The sequence below is a fragment of the Vibrio sp. A11 genome, assembly GCF_013048705.1.
Classification (GTDB): Bacteria; Pseudomonadota; Gammaproteobacteria; order Enterobacterales; family Vibrionaceae; genus Vibrio; species Vibrio metschnikovii.
Map to the genome: position 1 here is coordinate 24069 of NZ_VHSI01000015.1, position 21598 is coordinate 45666.

Annotated in this window: 17 protein-coding genes; 10 read left to right on the forward strand and 7 right to left on the reverse strand. The window is 43.6% G+C overall.

Annotation, left to right across the window (positions count from 1 at the left end):
- Positions 1–196: 196 nt before the first annotated feature.
- The 4 genes from gyrB to dnaA all read right to left on the reverse strand — a co-directional run bounded on the left by gyrB (position 197) and on the right by dnaA (position 6309).
- On the reverse strand, positions 197–2614 hold the full coding sequence (gene gyrB, locus FKQ60_RS14190) for a DNA topoisomerase (ATP-hydrolyzing) subunit B (RefSeq protein WP_154169693.1): 2418 nt from the start codon (positions 2612–2614) through the stop codon (positions 197–199).
- Between the two features lie 18 nt (positions 2615–2632).
- Positions 2633–3712 carry a DNA replication/repair protein RecF gene (recF, locus tag FKQ60_RS14195; RefSeq protein ID WP_004397546.1) on the reverse strand — a complete coding sequence of 360 codons (1080 nt, stop codon included), beginning with the start codon at positions 3710–3712 and terminating at the stop codon, positions 2633–2635.
- Positions 3713–3733: 21 nt separating this feature from the next.
- Complete coding sequence (dnaN, locus tag FKQ60_RS14200; RefSeq protein WP_161425217.1) at positions 3734–4834, reverse strand: DNA polymerase III subunit beta; 1101 nt, start codon at positions 4832–4834, stop codon at positions 3734–3736.
- 68 nt (positions 4835–4902) lie between these two features.
- Positions 4903–6309, reverse strand: a complete 1407-nt coding sequence (gene dnaA / locus FKQ60_RS14205; protein ID WP_170905033.1) for a chromosomal replication initiator protein DnaA — start codon at positions 6307–6309, stop codon at positions 4903–4905.
- A 590-nt stretch (positions 6310–6899) separates the two neighbouring features.
- Here dnaA and rpmH point away from each other — a divergent pair.
- The 6 genes from rpmH to FKQ60_RS14235 all read left to right on the forward strand — a co-directional run bounded on the left by rpmH (position 6900) and on the right by FKQ60_RS14235 (position 12059).
- The gene (gene rpmH, locus FKQ60_RS14210) at positions 6900–7037 is read left to right on the forward strand and encodes a 50S ribosomal protein L34 (protein ID WP_004397549.1); all 138 of its coding nucleotides are present in this window, start codon (positions 6900–6902) and stop codon (positions 7035–7037) included.
- 46 nt (positions 7038–7083) lie between these two features.
- Positions 7084–7407: a ribonuclease P protein component gene (gene rnpA, locus FKQ60_RS14215; protein ID WP_233268204.1), complete on the forward strand. Its 324-nt coding sequence runs from the start codon at positions 7084–7086 to the stop codon at positions 7405–7407.
- The gene (yidD, locus tag FKQ60_RS14220) at positions 7374–7631 is read left to right on the forward strand and encodes a membrane protein insertion efficiency factor YidD (protein WP_072670255.1); all 258 of its coding nucleotides are present in this window, start codon (positions 7374–7376) and stop codon (positions 7629–7631) included. The genes rnpA and yidD overlap by 34 nt, the downstream gene beginning before the upstream one ends.
- A 2-nt stretch (positions 7632–7633) precedes the next feature.
- A complete protein-coding gene (gene yidC, locus FKQ60_RS14225) occupies positions 7634–9256 on the forward strand; it encodes a membrane protein insertase YidC (protein WP_004397551.1) in 1623 nt (540 codons plus the stop codon).
- 94 nt (positions 9257–9350) lie between these two features.
- A complete protein-coding gene (gene mnmE, locus FKQ60_RS14230; RefSeq protein ID WP_170905032.1) occupies positions 9351–10712 on the forward strand; it encodes a tRNA uridine-5-carboxymethylaminomethyl(34) synthesis GTPase MnmE in 1362 nt (453 codons plus the stop codon).
- A gap of 171 nt (positions 10713–10883) precedes the next feature.
- Positions 10884–12059 carry a site-specific integrase gene (locus FKQ60_RS14235; RefSeq protein ID WP_113610673.1) on the forward strand — a complete coding sequence of 392 codons (1176 nt, stop codon included), beginning with the start codon at positions 10884–10886 and terminating at the stop codon, positions 12057–12059.
- A gap of 19 nt (positions 12060–12078) precedes the next feature.
- Here the strand turns inward: FKQ60_RS14235 and FKQ60_RS14240 are convergent, their stop codons facing one another.
- The 3 genes from FKQ60_RS14240 to FKQ60_RS14250 form a co-directional block, all read right to left on the reverse strand.
- Complete coding sequence (locus FKQ60_RS14240; protein WP_078558392.1) at positions 12079–12414, reverse strand: helix-turn-helix domain-containing protein; 336 nt, start codon at positions 12412–12414, stop codon at positions 12079–12081.
- Positions 12415–12476: 62 nt separating this feature from the next.
- On the reverse strand, positions 12477–14135 hold the full coding sequence (locus FKQ60_RS14245; RefSeq protein WP_170906668.1) for a DUF927 domain-containing protein: 1659 nt from the start codon (positions 14133–14135) through the stop codon (positions 12477–12479).
- Positions 14136–14148: 13 nt separating this feature from the next.
- A complete protein-coding gene (locus FKQ60_RS14250) occupies positions 14149–14340 on the reverse strand; it encodes an AlpA family phage regulatory protein (RefSeq protein ID WP_170905030.1) in 192 nt (63 codons plus the stop codon).
- Between the two features lie 577 nt (positions 14341–14917).
- Here FKQ60_RS14250 and FKQ60_RS14255 point away from each other — a divergent pair.
- The 4 genes from FKQ60_RS14255 to FKQ60_RS14270 all read left to right on the forward strand — a co-directional run bounded on the left by FKQ60_RS14255 (position 14918) and on the right by FKQ60_RS14270 (position 21541).
- Positions 14918–15430, forward strand: a complete 513-nt coding sequence (locus tag FKQ60_RS14255) for a type II toxin-antitoxin system RelB/DinJ family antitoxin (protein WP_170905029.1) — start codon at positions 14918–14920, stop codon at positions 15428–15430.
- Between the two features lie 69 nt (positions 15431–15499).
- A complete protein-coding gene (locus tag FKQ60_RS14260; RefSeq protein WP_170905028.1) occupies positions 15500–17917 on the forward strand; it encodes an AAA family ATPase in 2418 nt (805 codons plus the stop codon).
- A 308-nt stretch (positions 17918–18225) separates the two neighbouring features.
- On the forward strand, positions 18226–20766 hold the full coding sequence (locus tag FKQ60_RS14265; protein WP_170905027.1) for an N-6 DNA methylase: 2541 nt from the start codon (positions 18226–18228) through the stop codon (positions 20764–20766).
- The gene (locus FKQ60_RS14270) at positions 20750–21541 is read left to right on the forward strand and encodes a retron system putative HNH endonuclease (RefSeq protein WP_170905026.1); all 792 of its coding nucleotides are present in this window, start codon (positions 20750–20752) and stop codon (positions 21539–21541) included. The genes FKQ60_RS14265 and FKQ60_RS14270 overlap by 17 nt, the downstream gene beginning before the upstream one ends.
- Positions 21542–21598: the final 57 nt, after the last annotated feature.

Sequence of the window (21598 nt, forward strand, 5' to 3'; positions counted from 1 at the left end):
AGAAAGCAAAAGTGCTCGACCAGAGAAAATGGCGTTTTTAGTCATTAAAGGACAGAAAATGGTAAGGGTAAGATTGATACTAGGACTAAAGGCCAGTTTTATCGAAATAAGAGAATAAAATGGTTATTTTCGCTGTTTATATAAACAAAAACGCAGTGCCGAAGCACTGCGTGAGAGAACACGATGTTATGAAAAACTACACATCTAAGTTTGCTACTCTTAATGCGTTGTTCTCAATAAAGGCCCGACGAGGTTCTACTTGATCGCCCATCAATGTGGTAAATAGTTCATCAGCACCGACGGCATCTTCAATGGTGACTTGCATCATGCGACGTGACTCAGGATCCATGGTGGTTTCCCAAAGTTGATCTGGGTTCATTTCTCCCAAACCTTTATAACGTTGGATTGCTAAACCACGACGTGATTCTTTAATGAGCCAGTCAAGGGCGGCGGTGAAACTGGAAACCACTTGGGTACGCTCGCCACGTTGAATGTATGCCCCCTCTTCTAGAAGCCCATCGAGCGAGTCAAAAAGATCCGCTAATCGGTTGTATTCTTTAGAATTAAGTAGATCAACACTGAGTAGGTAATCGTACGTAACTCCATGGGTACGGACGATAATTTTCGGTGAATAAACACCGAGCTCTGGATTATGCTCAATCGCAAAGTGATACTGACTTGCACCGACTTCTTTGGCGTTCAATTGAGTGACCAAACGTTCGGTCCATGCTTCTACCGCACTGCTATCTTGGCATTGTTGCTCGGTTAAACGTGGCATATAGGTAAATTCATTGAGCATCGCCAGTGGATAACGGCGGCTCATTCTTTCCACTAATTTCATCGCTGCATTGTATTGCAGCACCAGTTTCTCGAGTGGTTCACCCGCTAACGCTGGCGCATCGGCATTCACATGCAAAGAGGCATTATCGAGCGCTAAAGCAATTTGATATTGCGTCATGGCATCTTCATCTTTGATGTACTGCTCTTGTTTGCCTTTTTTGACTTTATACAGTGGTGGCTGAGCAATATAGATGTAGCCACGTTCGATCAATTCTGGCATTTGACGATAGAAGAAGGTCAATAATAGTGTTCGGATGTGCGAACCATCGACGTCAGCATCGGTCATGATGATGATATTATGATAACGCAGTTTGTCTGGGTTGTATTCATCGCGGCCAATACCACAGCCCAGTGCGGTGATCAGCGTCGCCACCTCTTGTGACGAGAGCATTTTATCAAAACGCGCTTTTTCTACGTTAAGGATTTTACCTTTGAGCGGCAAAATGGCTTGATTCTTACGGTTGCGTCCCTGCTTTGCAGAGCCGCCCGCTGAATCTCCCTCGACAATATACAGTTCAGACAGTGCTGGATCTTTCTCTTGGCAATCAGCAAGTTTGCCTGGCAAGCCTGCAAGGTCGAGTGCGCCTTTACGACGCGTCATTTCACGCGCTTTACGTGCCGCTTCGCGAGCTCGAGCGGCATCAATAATTTTACTGCACACCATTTTCGCTTCAGAAGGATGCTCTGCTAAAAACTCATTGAGCTTTTCACCCATCGCTGACTCAACCGCTGCCTTCACTTCAGAAGAGACCAATTTGTCTTTGGTTTGGCTGGAGAACTTAGGATCGGGAACTTTAACAGAAACGACCGCTGTTAAGCCTTCACGAGCATCATCGCCAGAGGTCGCGGTTTTGGCTTTTTTGCTGTAGCCTTCTTTTTCCATATAGGTGTTAAGCGTTCGAGTCAGTGCAGCACGGAATCCGGCTAAGTGAGTCCCGCCATCACGCTGTGGAATATTATTGGTAAAGCAGTAGATGTTTTCTTGGAAACCATCATTCCATTGCATAGCGACTTCAACGCTGGTGCCATCTTCACGGTCATGATTGAAGTGGAATACTTTGTCATGAATAGGCGTTTTATTGCGATTGAGGTGGGTAACGAACGCTCGAATTCCCCCTTCATACATAAAGTGATCGTGTTTATCCGCTTCACGCTCATCTTGTAGACGAATAGAGACACCTGAGTTTAAAAAAGACAGCTCACGCAGGCGTTTAGCTAGAATCTCATAATGGAATTCAATGTTGGTAAACGTCTCGGCACTTGGCCAAAAGCGCAGTGTAGTACCAGTACGTTCGGTATCACCAACCACCGCTAAGGGGGCTTGAGGTACGCCATGACGATAGGTTTGAGTGTGAACTTTGCCACCACGATAAATGGTTAACACGACTTTTTCAGATAACGCGTTGACGACAGAAACCCCAACGCCGTGCAAGCCACCGGATACTTTGTAGGAGTTATCATCAAACTTACCCCCAGCGTGCAATACGGTCATGATAACTTCTGCAGCAGAGACGTTTTCTTCGGTATGTAATTCCGTTGGGATACCACGGCCATCATCGCTGACCGATACCGAATTATCTTCATGAATTGTCACGACGATATCTTTACAGTGACCCGCTAACGCTTCATCTATTGAGTTATCCACCACCTCAAAAACCATGTGGTGAAGACCGGTGCCATCATCGGTGTCGCCGATGTACATTCCTGGACGCTTACGTACCGCGTCTAGACCCTTCAGTACCTTAATACTCGATGAATCGTAATTATTCGACATGAGTGACTCTCTCAGTAGTTATCCTTGCTCTATTGTGCCATGTTCGACATGAAACATCTTGCTATTCGGCTCGATCATGTCGGTGACTTGGCTTTCAGTAATAGAACTTACAAAAACTTGAGCCCCCGTCGCTTTTAAGCAGTCTGCTAGACGCTGACGACGTTGGCTATCGAGTTCGGAAGCAAAATCATCAATCAGATAAATGCATTGCTTCCCGGTCAGCTCGGTTAAATGTTGACCTTGTGCTACGCGCAGGGCGCAGACCATCAACTTAAGCTGGCCGCGTGATAGAACATCTTCTACAGGTGTTCCATTCACTTTTATTTTCAAATCCGCTTTGTTTGGACCGCTGAAGGTGTAACCCAACAATTGGTCACGGGCAAAGTTGTTTTGCAATATCTCTTTATAAGGCGTTTGTTTATCCCAACCTCGATAGTAGGTTAAGCTGATCGAAAATTCGGGTAAGAAGCTTTGGCACAATGCTTCGGCGACTTTTTTCATGTGCTCGACATAGATCTGACGCCATTGATCTATTTGCTCGGCAAGCTGAGCTAATTCTTGATCCCAGTAGCTGATCTCGCGATAGCTTTTGGCGGTTTTAAGCAACGCATTACGCTGTTTATTTAAGCGTTTAAATCGTCCCCAAGCATCAAAAAAAGCGGGTTGAGAATGAAAAACCCCCCAATCAATAAAGGCTCGACGCTGTTTCGGTCCATCGGTTAGTAGTTCAAATCCTTCAGGATGAATTAACTGCAATGGTAGGACTTGCGCCAGCTGAGCTAACTTTTGTCCTGATTGACCGCCTATTTTAACCTCTGTTGAGCCATCTCGCTGCTTATTAATGCCAATCGGTAGCTCAAATTGATCCGAGTTCAAAAAACGGCCATGAACAAACAGTTCTGAGCACTCATTTTGGATCACTCTGCCAGTTAATGAGCTCTTAAATGAGCGGCCATGACCCAATAAATAGATAGCTTCTAGTACACTGGTTTTACCGCTGCCATTTGGACCAATAAGAAAATTAAAGCCTGATGACAGGGTCATATCACAGGCTTTAATGTTACGAAACTGCTGAACGACTAAGCGCGTTAATGGCATGCTATGTTCTTTATCTGTCAATTAAAGACGGATTGGCATCACCACATACATGGCACTGTCGTCCTCAACGTTTTCGATTAATGCACTGGCATTCGCATCTGACATTGAGATGCGGACTTGGTCACAGCGCAAGGTATTGAGCACATCAATCACGTAACTGACGTTAAAACCAATCTCAATTGCCTCACCAGTAAAGCTCACATCGAGCATCTCTTCGGCTTCTTCTTGCTCTGGGTTATTGGCGGTAATGCGCATCGTTCCTTCAGCAAGGTTGACGCGCACGCCACGAAACTTTTCATTAGATAAAATCGCCGCGCGCGAGAAAGCTTGGCGTAATTCATCACAGCCAGTGATTAGCGTCTTATTAGTATTTTGCGGTAAAACTCGGCGATAATCAGGGAAACGGCCGTCAACGAGCTTGGATGTAAAGACAAATTGGTTGACTTCTGCACGTAGATTTGACGCACCAATTTGTAACACAACCGGTTGTTCTGGTGCATCAAGTAGTTTTACGAGCTCTAAAATGCCTTTACGAGGGACGATAATTTGTTTGTTTGCCAACGCTTGAGAGACGGTCGTTTGAGCGACAGCCATACGATGGCCATCTGTTGCTACGGCACGTAAGGTCGAAGCATCGATTTCAAACATCATTCCATTCAGATAATAACGCACATCTTGGTTAGCCATAGAAAACTGAGTTTTCTCAATCAGGCCCCGTAATTCGGCTTGAGTGACTGTAATATCGATATCGCTCTGCCAATCTTCAATATTTGGGAAGTCATTGGCTGGTAGGGTTGCCAGTGAAAAACGGCTGCGACCTGAGCGAATCGAAATGCGGTCTCCTTCAAGCAGCACGGTGATCACCGCACTGTCTGGTAAACCTCGACAGATATCCAAAAATTTACGCGCTGGAACGGTAATACTGCCTGCTTCAAAGTCCCCTTCTAGGGTAACTCGACTGATCAATTCCACTTCTAAGTCGGTTGCGGTGATCGATAGTTGGTTATCTTCAATCTTTAATAATAAATGACTTAGAATGGGTAACGCAGCTCGCCCACCTAATGTACCGGAGACCTGTTGCAGGGGTTTAATAAAGTGACTACGTTCAATGGTAAATTTCATAGTGAGATCTTAACCTAACAATATGGAATAAAACGGTACCTAATAAGCGTTCAATATAGCGTAAAAACTTATGAAGAAAGGGTACGAATTAAATTGGAATAATCTTCTTTTATGTCGTGACTTTCTTCACGCAATTGTTCGATTTTTCGGCAAGCATGCAGCACCGTAGTATGGTCTCTACCACCAAATGCATCGCCAATTTCTGGTAGGCTATGGTTGGTCAACTCTTTCGAAAGCGCCATGGCTAGCTGGCGAGGACGAGCCACCGAACGAGAGCGGCGTTTAGATAACAAATCAGCAACTTTGATTTTGTAGTATTCAGCAACGGTTTTTTGAATGTTATCAATCGTGACCAGCTTCTCTTGTAAAGCAAGCAGATCGCGGAGTGCTTCACGAACAAAATCAATCGTGATCGGTCGACCGGTAAAATTGGCATTGGCGATCACTCGGTTAAGTGCTCCTTCCAATTCACGCACATTAGAACGTAAGCGTTTAGCAATAAAGAATGCCACTTCATCAGGAAGATGAATTTGATGATCTTCCGCTTTGGTCATTAATATGGCTACGCGAGTTTCCAATTCCGGAGGCTCAATCGCAACGGTTAATCCCCACCCGAAACGAGACTTCAGACGATCTTCTACCCCGTTGATCTCTTTGGGATAACGATCCGATGTTAAAATGATCTGTTGATTCCCTTCAAGTAATGCGTTGAAGGTGTGGAAAAACTCTTCTTGAGAACGTTCTTTGTTGGCGAAAAATTGAATGTCATCGATCAATAAAGCATCGACGCTACGATAATAACGTTTAAATTCTTCAATCGCGTTATTTTGCAGCGCTTTAACCATATCTTGCACAAAACGCTCAGAGTGCATGTAGACCACTTTCGCATTGGGTTTTTTATCGACAATCGCATTACCCACCGCGTGCAATAGGTGAGTTTTACCTAAGCCGGTTCCCCCATATAAAAACAATGGGTTATAAGCTGCACCTGGGTTATCGGCCACTTGACGCGCGGCGGCAAGACCGAGTTGGTTCGATTTACCTTCAACAAAATTATTAAACTTATGCTTAGGGTTTACATTAGAGCGATGATTGATATCGCTAGCGGCAGAATCGTCATCCCATGTTTTATGAACCGGTCGGCGCTGAGCTAATTGCGCTGGGGCAGAGGATTCGGCAGCAACATCCGCTGCGGTTCGGATGGGGGCGGCTGGAGCGGACGCAATTACTCGTCGACTGCCGACTTCAAACCGTAAACTGGGTGCATTGTGCCCGCAATGTTCTCTAAGTAACCTATTGATATTGTTTATGTATTTATCACGTACCCAATCGAGCACAAAGCGGTTTGGGGCGAACAAAGTGAGAGTATTGTCATTGAGCTCCGCTTGTAACGGACGAACCCACATACTGAATTCTGTGGCTGGTAGCTCTTCTTGAAGCTGTTGCAAACACTGCAACCAAAGCGAAGATGACACGGTTCCCTCACTCTAAAATTAATGGCTAATAAAGAAGGTGATTCTACCTGTTGATAACTTAGATCGCCAGTGATTGATCGATAAACTCTTGAATAAGATCGAACTTATGCACAAGGTTCAGGGGATATTTACGAAGATCCTCACAGGGATCAAGCTAATTACCCCCATTATGATCCACATATACTAAGATCTTGCTAAGTTATCCCCAATAGTGATTTTTACTATCTTATTTTGTATTAATCGCCGATAAGCTATGGTTAACTCGGTATAAGATGTGCATCAGATGAGATATTGATCCGTCGTTGAGTCTGTGGAAAAAGCCAGATTAAGTAAAAAAGCGTGAAGATCGAGCGAGGATCCTTGAGATTTCATTGATACTCCGTATAATCGCCCGACCGGAAAGAATGGGGAGGTAAATGGCTTATTGAAAAATGAGTAACACTTCGCCACCCCAAGTCATTGACACTTTTTGTGACTGTGATTACAATTCCGCCTCTTTGTTGAGAGGCGTCGGCGTCTTTACGAAGACACATATCCCACGCCGGGTTAACTTAAGAACCTAACACTACTGATCAGTAAAGGTAATAATAATGTCTAAACGCACTTTTCAACCTTCAGTTCTAAAGCGCAAGCGTAGCCACGGTTTCCGTGCACGCATGGCGACTGCGAACGGTCGTAAAGTAATCAATGCACGTCGTGCAAAAGGCCGTAAGCGCCTGTCAAAATAATCACTGAATTATTTTGAATACGTACGCGTTCAATCGGGAGTTACGTCTGTTAACTCCCGAGCATTATCAAAAAGTCTTCCAGCAAGCGCATCGTGCTGGCTCTCCTCACTTTACCATCATTGCTCGCGATAATAACCTTTCTCATCCTCGTTTAGGATTAGCTGTCCCAAAGAAGCAAATTAAAACGGCTGTGGGTCGTAATCGCTTTAAACGTATTGCTCGTGAAAGTTTTCGTCTCCATCAACATAAACTTGCTAACAAAGATTTTGTTGTGATCGCGAAGAAAACCGCGCAAGATTTAAGCAATGAAGAACTGTTTACTTTATTCGACAAGTTATGGCATCGCCTATCTCGCCCTTCACGTGGTTGACTATTGGTTTAGTTAAACTTTACCAATGGATCATCAGTCCGCTTATCGGCCCTCGTTGCCGGTTTACGCCGACTTGCTCAAATTATGCGATAGAAGCATTGAGAGCTCACGGTTTTATAAAAGGGTGTTGGTTATCTGGCAAACGTCTATTAAAATGCCACCCTTTGAACGAAGGGGGATATGACCCCATTCCACCAGTCAAAAAACCAGACAGAGACAAATAACGATGGATTCTCAACGTAATATCCTGTTAATTGCTTTGGCGCTTGTTTCTTTTTTACTTTTCCAGCAATGGCAAGCAGCAAAGAACCCAGCCCCACAAGTGATTGAGCAGGCTCAAACCAGCACCACGGCCCCAGCACCTTCATTTGCAGATGAATTTGATCCTGCTCCTGAGCAACATCGTGCTGCTGCACAAACCGTGACGGTCACCACGGATGTTTTGACTCTGTCAATTGATACCGTTGGTGGGGATATTATTCATGCTTTGCTCAATCAGTACGCTGATGAACTTAATTCATCGACGCCATTTACTTTGTTAAGAAATGACCCTAATCACTTGTTTATCGCTCAAAGTGGTTTGATTGGTCCGCAAGGTATCGATTTGAGTAGCAATCATCGTCCGGTTTATCACGTTGATGGTGATCATTTTGCGTTAGCGGATGGTGAGCAGGAATTGCGTATTCCTATGACCTATCAAGCGAATGGCATTGAGTACGTGAAAACCTTCATTGTTAGACGTGGTGATTATGCCGTTGATGTTACGTTTGATGTGATCAACCGTTCTGGTAATAACGCGACGTTAGGTATGTATGCGCATTTGCGTCAAACCTTACTTGATTCAGGCGGCAGTTTAGCGATGCCGACTTATCGTGGTGGCGCTTACTCTACCGAAGATACACGTTATAAAAAATTCAGTTTCAAAGATATGCAAGATCGTAACTTGTCACTACCTTTACCTAATGGTCAGGGATGGGCAGCGATGATCCAGCATTACTTTGCTAGCGCATGGATTCCTCGCAATGAACCTGGTACCAATCTGTATTCTCGTGTGATTGGTAACGTTGGTGATATTGGTGTGCGCATGCCAAACAAAACTATTGCTGATGGTGATGCGACTCAGTTTACGGCGACCTTATGGGTTGGCCCTAAATTGCAAAATGACATGGCCGCTACCGCTCCGAATCTAGATTTAGTGGTCGACTACGGTTGGTTATGGTTTATTGCTAAGCCGCTGCATACTTTGCTGTCATTTATTCAGAGCTTTGTCGGCAACTGGGGTGTTGCGATTATCTGTTTGACCTTTATCGTCCGTGGTGCCATGTACCCACTGACCAAAGCGCAATACACGTCAATGGCCAAAATGCGTATGCTACAGCCTAAGCTGCAAGCGATGCGTGAGCGTATTGGCGATGATCGTCAGCGTATGAGCCAAGAAATGATGGAATTGTACAAGAAAGAGAAAGTTAACCCTCTGGGTGGCTGTCTACCTATCTTGCTACAGATGCCGATCTTCATTGCTTTATACTGGGCATTGATGGAATCAGTTGAACTGCGTCATTCACCATTCTTTGGTTGGATTCATGACTTATCAGCGCAAGACCCATACTACATCTTGCCATTGCTGATGGGTGCCAGTATGTTCCTGATTCAGAAAATGAGTCCGAACACCATTACTGACCCTATGCAGCAGAAGATCATGACCTTCATGCCGGTGATGTTTACCTTCTTCTTCTTGTTCTTCCCATCAGGCTTAGTGCTTTACTGGTTGGTATCGAACATCGTAACGTTAATTCAACAAACGTTGATTTACCGTTCATTAGAGAAGCGCGGTTTGCACTCTAAGTAATAGGCGATTGAGTTAATGAAGGCGACCTTTTGGTCGCCTTTTTGTTCGCTGCTGATTACAATAATCACTCATCGATCGTTAAGTAGGTAATAGTATGACCACCGATACCATTGTCGCGCAAGCTACCGCTCCTGGGCGAGGCGGCGTTGGCATCATTCGTGTTTCTGGCCCACAAGCCGCTTTCGTGGCCAAGCAAGTAACCGGAATGGACCTTAAGCCTCGTTATGCGCAGTATCTGCCTTTTAAAGATGCTGATGGTGCTGAACTAGACCAAGGCATCGCGCTGTATTTTCCAAATCCTCACTCCTTTACCGGTGAAGATGTCCTTGAGCTACAAGGTCATGGCGGACCCGTGGTAATGGACATGTTGATCAAGCGTATCTTAGCGATTCCTGGTCTTCGTCCAGCGCGGCCTGGCGAGTTTTCTGAGCGAGCGTTTTTGAACGATAAGTTAGATTTAACCCAAGCGGAAGCGATTGCGGACTTAATTGACGCCAGCTCAGAGCAGGCGGCAAAATCTGCTCTTCAATCGCTGCAAGGGCAATTTTCTAAACGAATTAATACCTTAGTTGAGTCTTTGATCTACTTACGCATTTACGTTGAAGCGGCAATTGATTTCCCGGAAGAAGAAATTGATTTTCTGGCGGATGGTAAAGTTGCTGCTGATTTACAAGCCATCATTGATAATCTGGCTGCGGTTCGTCAAGAAGCCAACCAAGGCGCGATTATGCGTGAAGGGATGAAGGTAGTGATAGCCGGTCGCCCTAATGCCGGTAAATCGAGCCTGTTAAATGCGTTATCGGGTAAAGACTCGGCGATTGTGACCGACATTGCTGGTACCACGCGTGATGTATTGCGTGAACACATTCATATTGATGGTATGCCGCTGCACATCATTGATACCGCAGGGCTACGAGATGCCTCTGATGAAGTAGAAAAAATTGGTATCGAGCGTGCGTGGGAAGAGATCAAACAAGCTGACCGAGTGCTATTTATGGTCGATGGCACGACGACTGAAGCAACCGATCCAAAGGATATTTGGCCGGACTTTGTTGACCGTCTACCCGATCAAATGGGGATGACGGTGATCCGTAATAAAGTCGATCAAACCGGTGAAACACTGGGTATCTGTCACGCTAGCCAACCGACTTTGATTCGTCTTTCTGCCAAAACCGGTCAAGGCGTCGAAGCACTACGCACGCATTTGAAAGAGTGCATGGGCTTTACCGGTAACCAAGAGGGCGGTTTTATGGCGCGTCGTCGCCATCTTGATGCGTTAGAGCGTGCCGCAGAACACTTAGCGATTGGTCAACAGCAACTCGAAGGCTACATGGCCGGTGAGATTCTTGCCGAAGAGTTACGCATAGCTCAGCAACACTTAAATGAGATCACCGGCGAGTTCAGCTCTGATGATCTCCTTGGACGCATTTTCTCTTCGTTTTGTATCGGGAAGTAAAGTGGGCAAATAACGGAAAACAACAGCAAGCAACGGTAGATAACATACTGATTTTATTAGATCGTCATTTGCCGTTTGTTTCTATCCGTTGCCGTTAATTGCCAAATCTAGTCCCCAGTTGGTCCCCAATGACATTATAAATGCCGTATTGGGGACCAATTGGGGACAAACATGAAAATTTTCATTGAAAAACGGGCACTTAAAGCAGATGGAACGCGAACATTGCGTCTCATTTATGACCACGGTTATACCACTAAATCAAACGGATCTCGTCAGCGAAAACGTGAACACGAAATACTAGATCTGTTTATCTATGACAAACCCAAAACGCCAGCTCAGCGCCAACACAATAAAGAACATATGCTTCTCGCCGAAACCATTAAGAGTAAACGACTGGTTGAGTGGCAATCTCAGAAGCATGGATTTGAGGATCGAACCAAGCGTTCAGCTAGCTTCATTGATTACTTTCAACGGCAAGTTGATATCAAAGAACAAACCACTTCAACCTCGAACCATTCGATCTGGCTTTCAGCTCGTAAGCACCTGTTGTTCTACTGCGGGAAAAATGATCTTAGTTTTGATGAACTGGATAAAGACTGGTTAGACGGGTTTAAGTATTACCTAACCAATGAAGCGAAAACCAAAAGTGACACAGCGTTATCTCGCAACACACAAAGCTCCTACTTCAATAAAGTTCGAGCGGCGATCAACCAAGCATATCGAGAAGGTATTATTCGCGATAACCCGCTTTCACAAGTAACCAGTATCAAAGCGAAAACAACTAAAAGGGTTTATCTAACACTGGATGAAGTCAACGCATTAGCCCACACAGAATGTCGCTATTCTGTACTTAAACGTGCATTTTTGTTCTCGTGTTCAACCGGGATGCGGTGGTGCGATATCCACAGACTTACTTGGTCAGAAATAGAGACATTCAATAATCACAAACGCATTATCTTCGACCAAGCCAAACTCTCTCACGGCGATGCTAAAAGCCTTCAGTATTTGGATATGTCTAAGTCTGCAGAATCACTCTTAGGCCCAGTCAAAGCGGCACATGAGCGAGTATTTAAGGGATTAAAGTACTCCGCATACATGAATGTCGAGTTGCTCAGATGGTGTATGGCTGCAGGGATCAGTAAACATGTTACATTCCATAGCGGTCGTCACACCTTTGCTGTAATTCAGTTGAGTCGAGGAATTGATATATATGCAGTATCGAAACTGCTCGGCCATAGCGAACTCAAGACAACCGAGATCTACGCTGACATCATAGAACAGCGCAGGATGGAAGCCATGCTGACATTCCCTGATATTTTTGCTTCTGGAAAGGATCCAGCGGCCTAAGGCCGCTGCTATGAAAGTATTATTTACGAGATGTGGTGGCGATATAGTTTGCTGCCCTTTTTTCGATCTCATAATGAGATGAAACACGCTGCTCCTCAACCCATTTCATGATGGCTTGCCGCTCAAATCGGAGGTGCTTACCAAGCTTGAAAAATGGTATTTCCGCAGAGCTGGTCAGCTTATAAAGCTGGTTGGTTGATAAGCCCAACAAGGCTGCACATTCATCAACCGTTAGAATATCCTTTCCAAGGAGTTCCACCTTTTGTTGCTGCAAACGCTGCTCTAACACAACCCGCTCGACATGATCGATTTTAGCCAAAATGGACTGGAGAAGGACCTGTTCATTGCTTGTCATAACTCCCCCTCCATGTCGCTGCGTTGGGAAATATGGGAAATATGGGAAAACTGGGAAACGGATTACGCATCGGCTGTCAGCTCCTCTAGTTCTTCGATAATTTGAGAAGGTGTAAAGGCAAAGAACCTTTCCAATTTGCCGTTCACTTTTACTCGTAGCGTCCCTCTAGCCCCCTCGTTTGATTCAAACCACCGCCTTTGAACCAAAGGAGTCAGCTGGCTGATGTATTGCTTGCGCAGCTGGAGATCACGAATAAACACATTTTTATGAATCAGCCACTGTACTTCCTCTCCGTCTTGTCGGTAGTACCCCGTACTTGATGCTCTGCCGCTGGATATCTCACTTAACTGCTTTTCCCATTTGGAGAGTGCCTGCTTCAATGCCAAAAGCACTTCAAACTCTTCATGATTTTGAGTATGTCCTCGGGCTGCAATCCAGCGCTGAAAAATACTATGTATGGAGAAGAAAGACTCTTCTTCGCTCCAAGGTACTAATTTGTGTCGAGAAGCCAGCGAGAGTGCAACGGCAACCAAGCAAAAGCGATGTAGAACTCTGAGGACTTGAGCTGACATACAGCTTTCTTTCCAGCGTTGCATCAGTCTATCCATTTCCGATCTCAATAGTAGTTCCAGATCTGGTTGCTTTACTATCAAGCACATCCAAGCTGGAAATAGCGAACCATGGTACTTTTTCGTTGCCTCCTCCAAATGTTTGGCAAATTCATGAGAATCATTAAATCGGTGAACACTAGAAAAACAGCCATATTTTTCCGTCAGCGGTATCTCCACAATTCTGACCAATTGGCCTGCGGCGGGCTTTTTGCCTATTTCTTCCAGCAAATCGATCAAACCAACTTCACCAGTGCTAAGCACTAAGGTTCGCCACTTTGCTTGTTTGCCTAAAGCCCCTGTAATTAACGATCTTAACTTTCCATCGCCATTCACAATTTGGTAAGCCGCAGTATCCAAATTTTCACTTCTCGCCATGCCAATCTCATCCAGAGGCAACATGACATCGTTGTAATTGGCTGATACAGATTCGATGCCATTGTTCGTGCTGTACCAAGTCTTCTTATACGAATGAGAGCCGTAAACTGACGATCCAACATAAATAGCGCCAGACTTACCTTGGCTTGATGAACCCATTAAATGAAAGACTGAGCTTTCTCCTCCCGATGGTGCTAGTAGTGGTGCTGCAAGTGCGACTCCAACACAAAATATCAAGGTTGGATTTCCGCTCAAAAGACAGCCTATCTCCTGTTGCCAATGATCTAGGCTACCTTTGACTTGAAAATTGCTATCAACAATTGCTCCAGCGTAAAAATATGGCTCCTCAGATACGCCAAAACTGGTTTCAGTTGTCACGAATACATCGTCATGCCAGCCTGTATTAAATGCACTGATGCCAGTTGGCGCTTGTTTTATATGTTGACGTAAGTAGCGTAATACAAGGCTCCAGTTATACTTCTCATCTTCTAGCCAAAAGCCGCGATCAAATAGCTCCTCACGTAGTACATTACTTGCGCTACCTAAAATTCGATTTGCAGGCACAACCAACCGGACAGGAACAAGATCCATATTTACAAACTCAATGCAGGCACCGTAAGCCGATTTTTTATCTTGTGCCCTTACTCTCGCTACGACAGAAAGTTCAGAGCTAATAGCCATCCAACCTTCTTCTTTGTCACAGTATTCCAGTGCGTTATTTTTGTTTCGATACATACACACCTCACCGTCACAGGCTCAGCAGCCACTTCTGCACGTCTTCAACACGAAATCTCACACTTCGAGCACCAGGCGATAAATTCACTGGAGAAGGAAAAGAACCATTTTTCACATAACGGCGAATGGTTGCCTGAGACAACTGAGTTAACTGACAAACTCCTTGATAGCTTAATAGCTGATTTGATTGATTTTGTTCAGTCATAACTACTCCTAATAGTTAATGGATAATCAAGGAGTAGTTTGCAGAATGAGCAATACAAAGGCGCGCGGTGCTCAGGCCCAAAATGGGCAGATGGAGCAGAAAATATGCCTGTAAAATGCTTTATTTAGGGTTACAGAAGCAGATAATGGTGCGGTAATGTGATTAGGCGTTACTTCAGCGTTATTCATCAAGCCACAAAGCGCTATGCGTTAAGTAACCCGCTAATGCGTTAAGTTGCTCACCATAGTTAACGCATAGTGATTAGAGACACACTTTCACATGTGAAAGTAGCAAAACATGATGCTTTGAACGGACAAAACAACTAAGTGTACCGCTTTTGTTCGGTACACCTAAAACGGTACAGTTAAACTGACCAACCAATTAAAACATTGTTATAAATTAACTTTTAATCACTACAACGTTACCAAACTGTACCGATTTGACGAAAACGGTACACCTCTCTCATCCCAAGCAATCACTACGCCAATTTCTTCTCGCTTTTTTGACCCAAGTACTCACCACTACACATAAAACCCGCTAAGATACAAAAATTACAATTTGTAGGTTTGTAAGCCACATGAAATCAACCAAGATAGACCCTCAACTACTTGAAAAAGCGACGAGTATCTTTGCTGAGTTAGGTTTACCGATTGAACAGGCCATCAACGTGTTTTTAGCAAAGTCCGTTCAAGCCAAAGGCTTTCCGTTTTCGGTTGCCCTTGAAAATGAAGCTGAGGCACAAGGATCCTTACACAGCCAAACACAAAACAAAATCAGCAATGCCGAAATAACCGAAGCTATCCAAGGCTTGGTTGAACACGCTCTACCACTGAGTGAAATAGAAAACCTCACGCAGCTAACCTATTGTCGCAACACCTTCGGGTTGTCATTCCCGGTGCTAAAACTGGCTAAATCACCACGGCCAGAAGACATTCGCAGTGCAGCAAAAGATGCCAAAGAGCGAAACCGCTACTCCACCACTAAAGTGGCCCAGCGAGATGGAAAAACCTACGTGATTTGCACCCAATGGACAGACAGGCACCGCAATGCGTTTTGTCGTTGGCAAGCCATTTTTAGCAATGGAGCGTAATAACTCATCAAAATAACAACCAAGCACCAAATTAAAGATGGGCCACCTAGCACAATAAGGAGAGCGATAATGCTTAAGAAAATACAACACATTAAGAAGCTTGGTGTCTTCAAAGACTTCAGTTGGGATAGTGAAGTTAAAAACAAAGGTGGTGCTGTTCAGAACTTTGTTGATATCAACATCATCTATGGTCGCAACTACTCCGGTAAAACCACACTATCACGTATTGCGCGTGCCCTAGAGACTGGCTATTTATCTGAAAAATATGGATCGCCATCGTTCCAGCTAAATTTTACTGACAACTCAGATGTAACACTCGCGGCCTTAACCACCCACGACAAGAACATTCGTGTTTTCAATGAAGACTTTATTAGAGATAACCTTCGATTTATCACTAATCCTGACGACAGCATTGAGCCATTTGCCATTTTAGGCGATGACAATAATAAGATCGAAAAAGAGATTGAAGCTCTTGAGGAAGAGCTCGGTTCTAGTATTGAAGGGCAAGAAACCGGTTTGTTTGCCGGCAAAAAGCAGGCTGCAGTTGCATACAGCGAGGCCTTTGCCTCTCATAAACAATCGAATGAAAGTCTAGAAAAACAACTGGGTGATAAAGCGACTAATAAAGACATCGGCATTAAATACAAGCCTGAGCGTTTTGGTGACCAAAACTACACCATTACCAAATTAAAGGCCGATATCACAACTGTTAGTAGCCCTGATTTTCAGCCGTTAACATCAGAGCAAGTGAGCGAGCACGAAAAGCTGATTGATGAAAAGGTTTTGCCTGCAATACCTAAATTTTCTTCACCTCAGCTAAGTTTTTTAAGCTTGGCACTACAAGTTGAAACGTTGATAACCAAGCCCATCAGTGAGTCTGATAAAATTCAGGCGTTAGTAAAAGATGCTGTACTTAACCGCTGGGTCAATGAAGGTCGTTCTCATCATCGAAATAAGCATGAAAAATGCGCATTTTGTGACAATGAAATTTCGACTGAGCGGTGGGCAGAGCTTGAAAAGCACTTTGATGAAGAATCTGAGCAATTAGAAAAGTCGATTGATGCGTTACTTGCTAAGATAGAAACCGAAAACCAAACAATTCAATCCGCACTCACCATAGATCAATCTGCTTTTTATTCCAAGTTTCACTCACAACTAACTGCCTTAAATTTAAGGTTAAAAGCTGCAACCAAAGACTATCAGCTTGCTTTAGGTAATCTAACCAAGCAACTGAAGGCGCGAAAAGGTGATATTTTAAACGTTAAAGACTTTGAGAGCCCCGCTGATGGTACCGCGAAACTAACGCAAATCTGGCAGGAATATAGTGACCTTTGCGCTCAATCAGAGTTATTTAGCAGCTCATTAGCTGGCGAACAAACCAAGGCCAAAGCCGACTTGCGATTGAAAGAGGTCGCTGAGTACTTGCTTACGATTGATTACCAAACACAGCTCAATTCAATTGAAACCTTACGGCAAAAAAGATACGAGGCTCAACAAGCACAGGAGACTATCAATGCGAATATTACCGAAAAACAAGCACAGGTTACGGCTAAGAAACGTGAACTGAATGACGAAGAAAAAGGGGCTAAAAAGGTAAATGAATATCTGAATAATTTTTTCGGGCATCAGTTTTTGACGTTGGAGGCTAAAAAGGATGAAGGGCTAACGCAAGAGGCAAAACGTATTCGGTTTGAAGTGATCCGTGATGGTAAAAAAGCTTATCATCTTAGTGAAGGGGAATGCAGCTTGCTGGCATTTTGCTACTTTTTGGCCAAGTTAGATGATGTCGCAACCAAAGACTCAAAACCCATTATTTGGATTGATGATCCTATCTCGTCGCTCGATGGCAACCATATTTTCTTTATTTATAGCTTGTTGAATGCGGAAGTGGTCGAAAAGGGCAAATTTGCACAACTGTTTGTTTCAACACACAACCTTGATTTTTTGAAGTATCTGAGAATGCTGAATGGCAAGTATATCGATCCAGCAGGCTCTGGAAAGTTAAAAAGCTACCAGAAAGATTTCTTTGTTGTGATTAGGCAAGGTAAATTTTCTACAATTCAGTCTATGCCTGATTACCTAAAAAAATACATCACAGAGTTCAATTATCTTTTTCATCAAATCTACAAGTGCGCCAATGTCGAAAGTGTTGATGATGCAAACTTCAACTCGTTTTATAACTTTGCGAATAATGCGCGAAAATTTTTCGAGATTTATCTTTACTATAAGTACCCTGATCAAACATCTGATGAAGATAAGTTAAAGCTGTTTTTTGGTGATGAAAAAATCCCAGCGGTGTTAGTAGATAGAATCAATAACGAATTTTCACATTTAAAGGGGTGCTTCGAAAGTGGTTCGATACCTATAGATGTACCAGAAATGCAAACAGCCGCCAGACAAATCATTGAACGACTCAAGCAAGATAGCGACCAATTTACTTCATTGATGAAAAGCGTTGGTGAGGCAGTTGAGGTGGAAACTGTATGATCTGGGGTACTGACTCAGTATTCATAACTAGTAACGTACGAGGCTGAACTTATGGCAGATAACAGCCCACAGCCTCTCAAGGGGAGCTTGTTCTCTTTACAAGTGCTGACAGTCAAACCCGTGTAGAGTGCCGCTTTGAATCAGACACCTTGCGGTTGTCAAAAGGGCGATATAGCGCCTCACAGGTAATAGCAAGTTATGTTGAGCTGATTTTTGACATGATGAAGCAAAATAGCAGCATGAATGAATAGAGAACGCTTGGGTAACTAAGGGCTCTATACGTAAAACGTTAAGTAATGAGATAAGAAATGACCTATCGCGATGAAGACCTGAAACTGGCTAGATCTCAGGCAAGAGAAATATGGAAGATACTTGATTATGTTCGAGGGGCATCTCCTATATCGAACTATCGTTCATTAGCCTATTCAATTTTCTTTATACGTTATCTCCAATCCAATACCGGTCAGCATTTTGAGGCACCAAGGTTCGATTCTTTTAATGTTATTGCTCGTTACTCTTATGAGTTGGTTGAGCATGCTGTTCATCTAGGATTAATTCATCGCGATGTGTCCAATTTTCTGTGTGATTACTTAGAAAATACATTTCGTTCATTCGACAACATTAATGAGTCTTTTGTTCGTAATGCAATCAGAGATGGGCTATTAAATAGAAGCGCTTCCATAGCGTCACTTTCTCTATCTGAATTAAATTTGCTCTTTGCTGAGAATGAAGGCAAATCAGGGGGGGAATTTTACACTCCCAAAGATGTAAACCACTTGGTCACAGCGCTAGGTTTGCGCTATCAACCAAAGTCAGTGTGCGACCCATTTGCAGGGGCTGGAAACACAGCATTTTCTTTTTCCAATGTAAGCAAAGAAAGAGTTTATATAGATACTCAAGAAGTCAACAAGGACGCTTATTTTCAACTAATAATAAGCCGAGTAATCAGGGGGATAAAAGGTAGAGACTTTTTTGGAGACTCCTTATCGAATCCCATCTATCAGAAAAATGAATACGACCTAATTGTTTCCTTTCCACCTTTTGGAATGAAAATCCCCAAATCATCTCGGGAAGATATTTACTATTCAATGGGTAATAAGTGGCTAGACGTAGCCAGCATTCTGCCTGAAAGTAGAAGTGATTGGTTTATAACGCTATCAATGCTGTCAGCTCTTACTGAGAGAGGTAAGTTGTTAGTTGGTATGTCTCTAGGGGCCTTAACGAGAACAGGCTCTGAAGCCAAAGTTCGCGAGTATTTAGTGTCTCAAGGAGTTATCGAACAGGTCATTTTATTACCTAAAAACATCCATTACTCGACGTCAATTCCGACAGTGCTTATTGTTCTCAATTCAGGGTTAGAGAATAAAAACAATAGAAGCGTCAAATTTGTCGATGCTTCGTTGTTTTATGAACCAGCTCGAGGTCGAAATGTTCTCTCACACGACAATATAAATGCGATTGTTGAGGCTTGTGACAATGAGGGCCGATTTAGTGTTAGCTTGCCCCCTCGGCAGATAGCAGAAAGACAATTTAACTTAGATCCTTCTCTTTACGTACGCAAAGACCTCAAAGTTAGTGAAGTTTCTGTAAGCAACTTTAGGGGATACACGGATTTTAAAGTGCCAATGCATTCTTCTCTGAATGTCTTGGTTGGTGAAAATGGTGCCGGTAAAACTTCAATTTTAGAAGCGGTGGCTTGTGGTCTTGGTCCTTTTCTTACCGCTATGCCTGATGCAAAGGGAAAGCTGATAAAAAAATCGGATATTCATGTTAGTTCAAACGGGGTTGCGAGCCATGCTCGTATAGCGATTGAGACAACATCAAGTTTGAGTTGGGACCTTGTAGCTAAAGGTGCGGGGACTTCAGAGCCTCCGAAGATAGGAACCGCAGCATTAACTGGCTATGCCAGTCAGTTAGTTGATAGCCAATCTGAATTTCCATTGATCGCCTACTATGGAACAAGTCGTGCCCTCACCCCAACAAGTTCTAAAGTAGCAATAAACCCCTTCGAAAAAGATATTCGTGGCGAAGGTTATGACTCTGCTCTAGATGCTAAGGTGAACTACGGCATTATAAAAAACTGGTTCTCGAAAATTGAAGTAGATGAGCTTCGAAAGCGTGATGAGCTAAAACAACACAAGTTTATCCACCCGGCAAAGAGACTTGTCTCTGAAGCTGTTTATCAGATTGTAGAGCGAGCAACGAGCATAGAATTTGATAAAAACAGCAATGATGTTGTGGTGCATTGGAAAAATGAGAAGGATGAGTGTGTACAGCTTACCTTAGAGCAGCTAAGCGAAGGCTATAGAAATATGGTCGCTTTAACAATCGACTTAGTAAGACGTGCCTATTTACTTAACCCTGCCAGTAATAACCCACTAGCAGTGAATGGGATTGTTCTAATCGATGAAATTGAGCTTCACCTACACCCAAGATGGCAGCAGAAAGTTCTAAATGATCTTACAAGCTTGTTTAAGAACGTCCAATTTATTGTTACTACGCATAGTCCTCAAGTACTTACCACTGTTCATGCAGAATCAATCCGAATTATTTCTGCCGATGAAAGTGAAGCAAAACTATTAACAGGAACTAGTACTTATGGCTCTGAAAGTACAAGAATGTTGGAAGACGTCTTGGGAGGCAATATTCGACCTCAACACATTGATATTGTCAAAAAGCTAAATCGTTATACGGAATTGGTAGAAGCTGACCAATGGGATACAGATGAAGCGTTAGAGCTTAAAACTGTTCTATATCGATGGGGTGGGCAGACAGAAGCTGAACTTCAAAAATTAGAAACTGATATTCGTATTCGTGAGTTTGAGCGAGACAATGAAAACCATCAATAAAGGAGTGGAACCAAACCGACTGGGTGTATTCAGAGCAGCAAACCCTGACGCTTTGTGGGATAAAAAAGACAATGAATTAATTGGCGAAACTTTCCGCTGTTGCGGTGCAAGATATCAGGAAACACAGCAACAACTACGGACGGACCAAGGCAATTTATGTGCATATTGTGAACAGGATTTATTGTCAGGAACAAGCGGAGCTCTAGATGACTGCCGCATCGAGCATTTTCACCCAAAATCGAAACGCGAGCAGGGAGAACGTAACTGGGGGTTAGATTGGGCTAACTTACTAGTTGTTTGCTGTGGTGGAAATCAAAGCAAAGTTGTTGAGCCTGAGCAGAGGTTCGATACTGATCGGAAAAACTATTCTTGTGATGTACCAAAAGATGACAAAATTCTGGATACGATTATCTTCAATCCACTAAATTTACCTCACCACAACATTTGGAAGTTTTCTCGAACTACGGGCCAAATGGATGTAAATGAGAGAGCTTGTGAAGTTCAGGGGTTAGACGCTGAAATGGCGCGCCACACAATTAAAGAACTAAATTTAAATTCTCCACGCTTAATGCGGGCTCGAAAAATGATTCTTGAAGACCTCAATAGTCGAATCACAGAAAGAGTGGGACGTGGGCTAACGATAGAACAGGCTCGTAGTTCATTAGCCACATCTATACTTAGGAAAAATCGAGCAGGAGACTGGCCATCGTTTTTTAGTGCAATACGCTTTTACTTAGGGAAGCAAGCTGAACACACTTTAGTTCATCCACTTTAAATAACATTGATCTGTTTAGTTTCAACCATTAGACAAACCACCTCGTTAGAGTCACAT

Bases quoted from the DNA above. Each gene is read 5' to 3' on its own strand.
- gyrB (WP_154169693.1), bottom strand. From the start codon at position 2,614: ATGTCGAATAATTACGATTCATCGAGTATTAAGGTACTGAAGGGTCTA.
- recF (WP_004397546.1), bottom strand. From the start codon at position 3,712: ATGCCATTAACGCGCTTAGTCGTTCAGCAGTTTCGTAACATTAAAGCC.
- dnaN (WP_161425217.1), bottom strand. From the start codon at position 4,834: ATGAAATTTACCATTGAACGTAGTCACTTTATTAAACCCCTGCAACAG.
- rpmH (WP_004397549.1), top strand. From the start codon at position 6,900: ATGTCTAAACGCACTTTTCAACCTTCAGTTCTAAAGCGCAAGCGTAGC.
- yidD (WP_072670255.1), top strand. From the start codon at position 7,374: ATGGCATCGCCTATCTCGCCCTTCACGTGGTTGACTATTGGTTTAGTT.
- yidC (WP_004397551.1), top strand. From the start codon at position 7,634: ATGGATTCTCAACGTAATATCCTGTTAATTGCTTTGGCGCTTGTTTCT.
- mnmE (WP_170905032.1), top strand. From the start codon at position 9,351: ATGACCACCGATACCATTGTCGCGCAAGCTACCGCTCCTGGGCGAGGC.
- FKQ60_RS14235 (WP_113610673.1), top strand. From the start codon at position 10,884: ATGAAAATTTTCATTGAAAAACGGGCACTTAAAGCAGATGGAACGCGA.
- FKQ60_RS14240 (WP_078558392.1), bottom strand. From the start codon at position 12,414: ATGACAAGCAATGAACAGGTCCTTCTCCAGTCCATTTTGGCTAAAATC.
- FKQ60_RS14245 (WP_170906668.1), bottom strand. From the start codon at position 14,135: ATGTATCGAAACAAAAATAACGCACTGGAATACTGTGACAAAGAAGAA.
- FKQ60_RS14250 (WP_170905030.1), bottom strand. From the start codon at position 14,340: ATGACTGAACAAAATCAATCAAATCAGCTATTAAGCTATCAAGGAGTT.
- FKQ60_RS14255 (WP_170905029.1), top strand. From the start codon at position 14,918: ATGAAATCAACCAAGATAGACCCTCAACTACTTGAAAAAGCGACGAGT.
- FKQ60_RS14260 (WP_170905028.1), top strand. From the start codon at position 15,500: ATGCTTAAGAAAATACAACACATTAAGAAGCTTGGTGTCTTCAAAGAC.
- FKQ60_RS14265 (WP_170905027.1), top strand. From the start codon at position 18,226: ATGACCTATCGCGATGAAGACCTGAAACTGGCTAGATCTCAGGCAAGA.
- FKQ60_RS14270 (WP_170905026.1), top strand. From the start codon at position 20,750: ATGAAAACCATCAATAAAGGAGTGGAACCAAACCGACTGGGTGTATTC.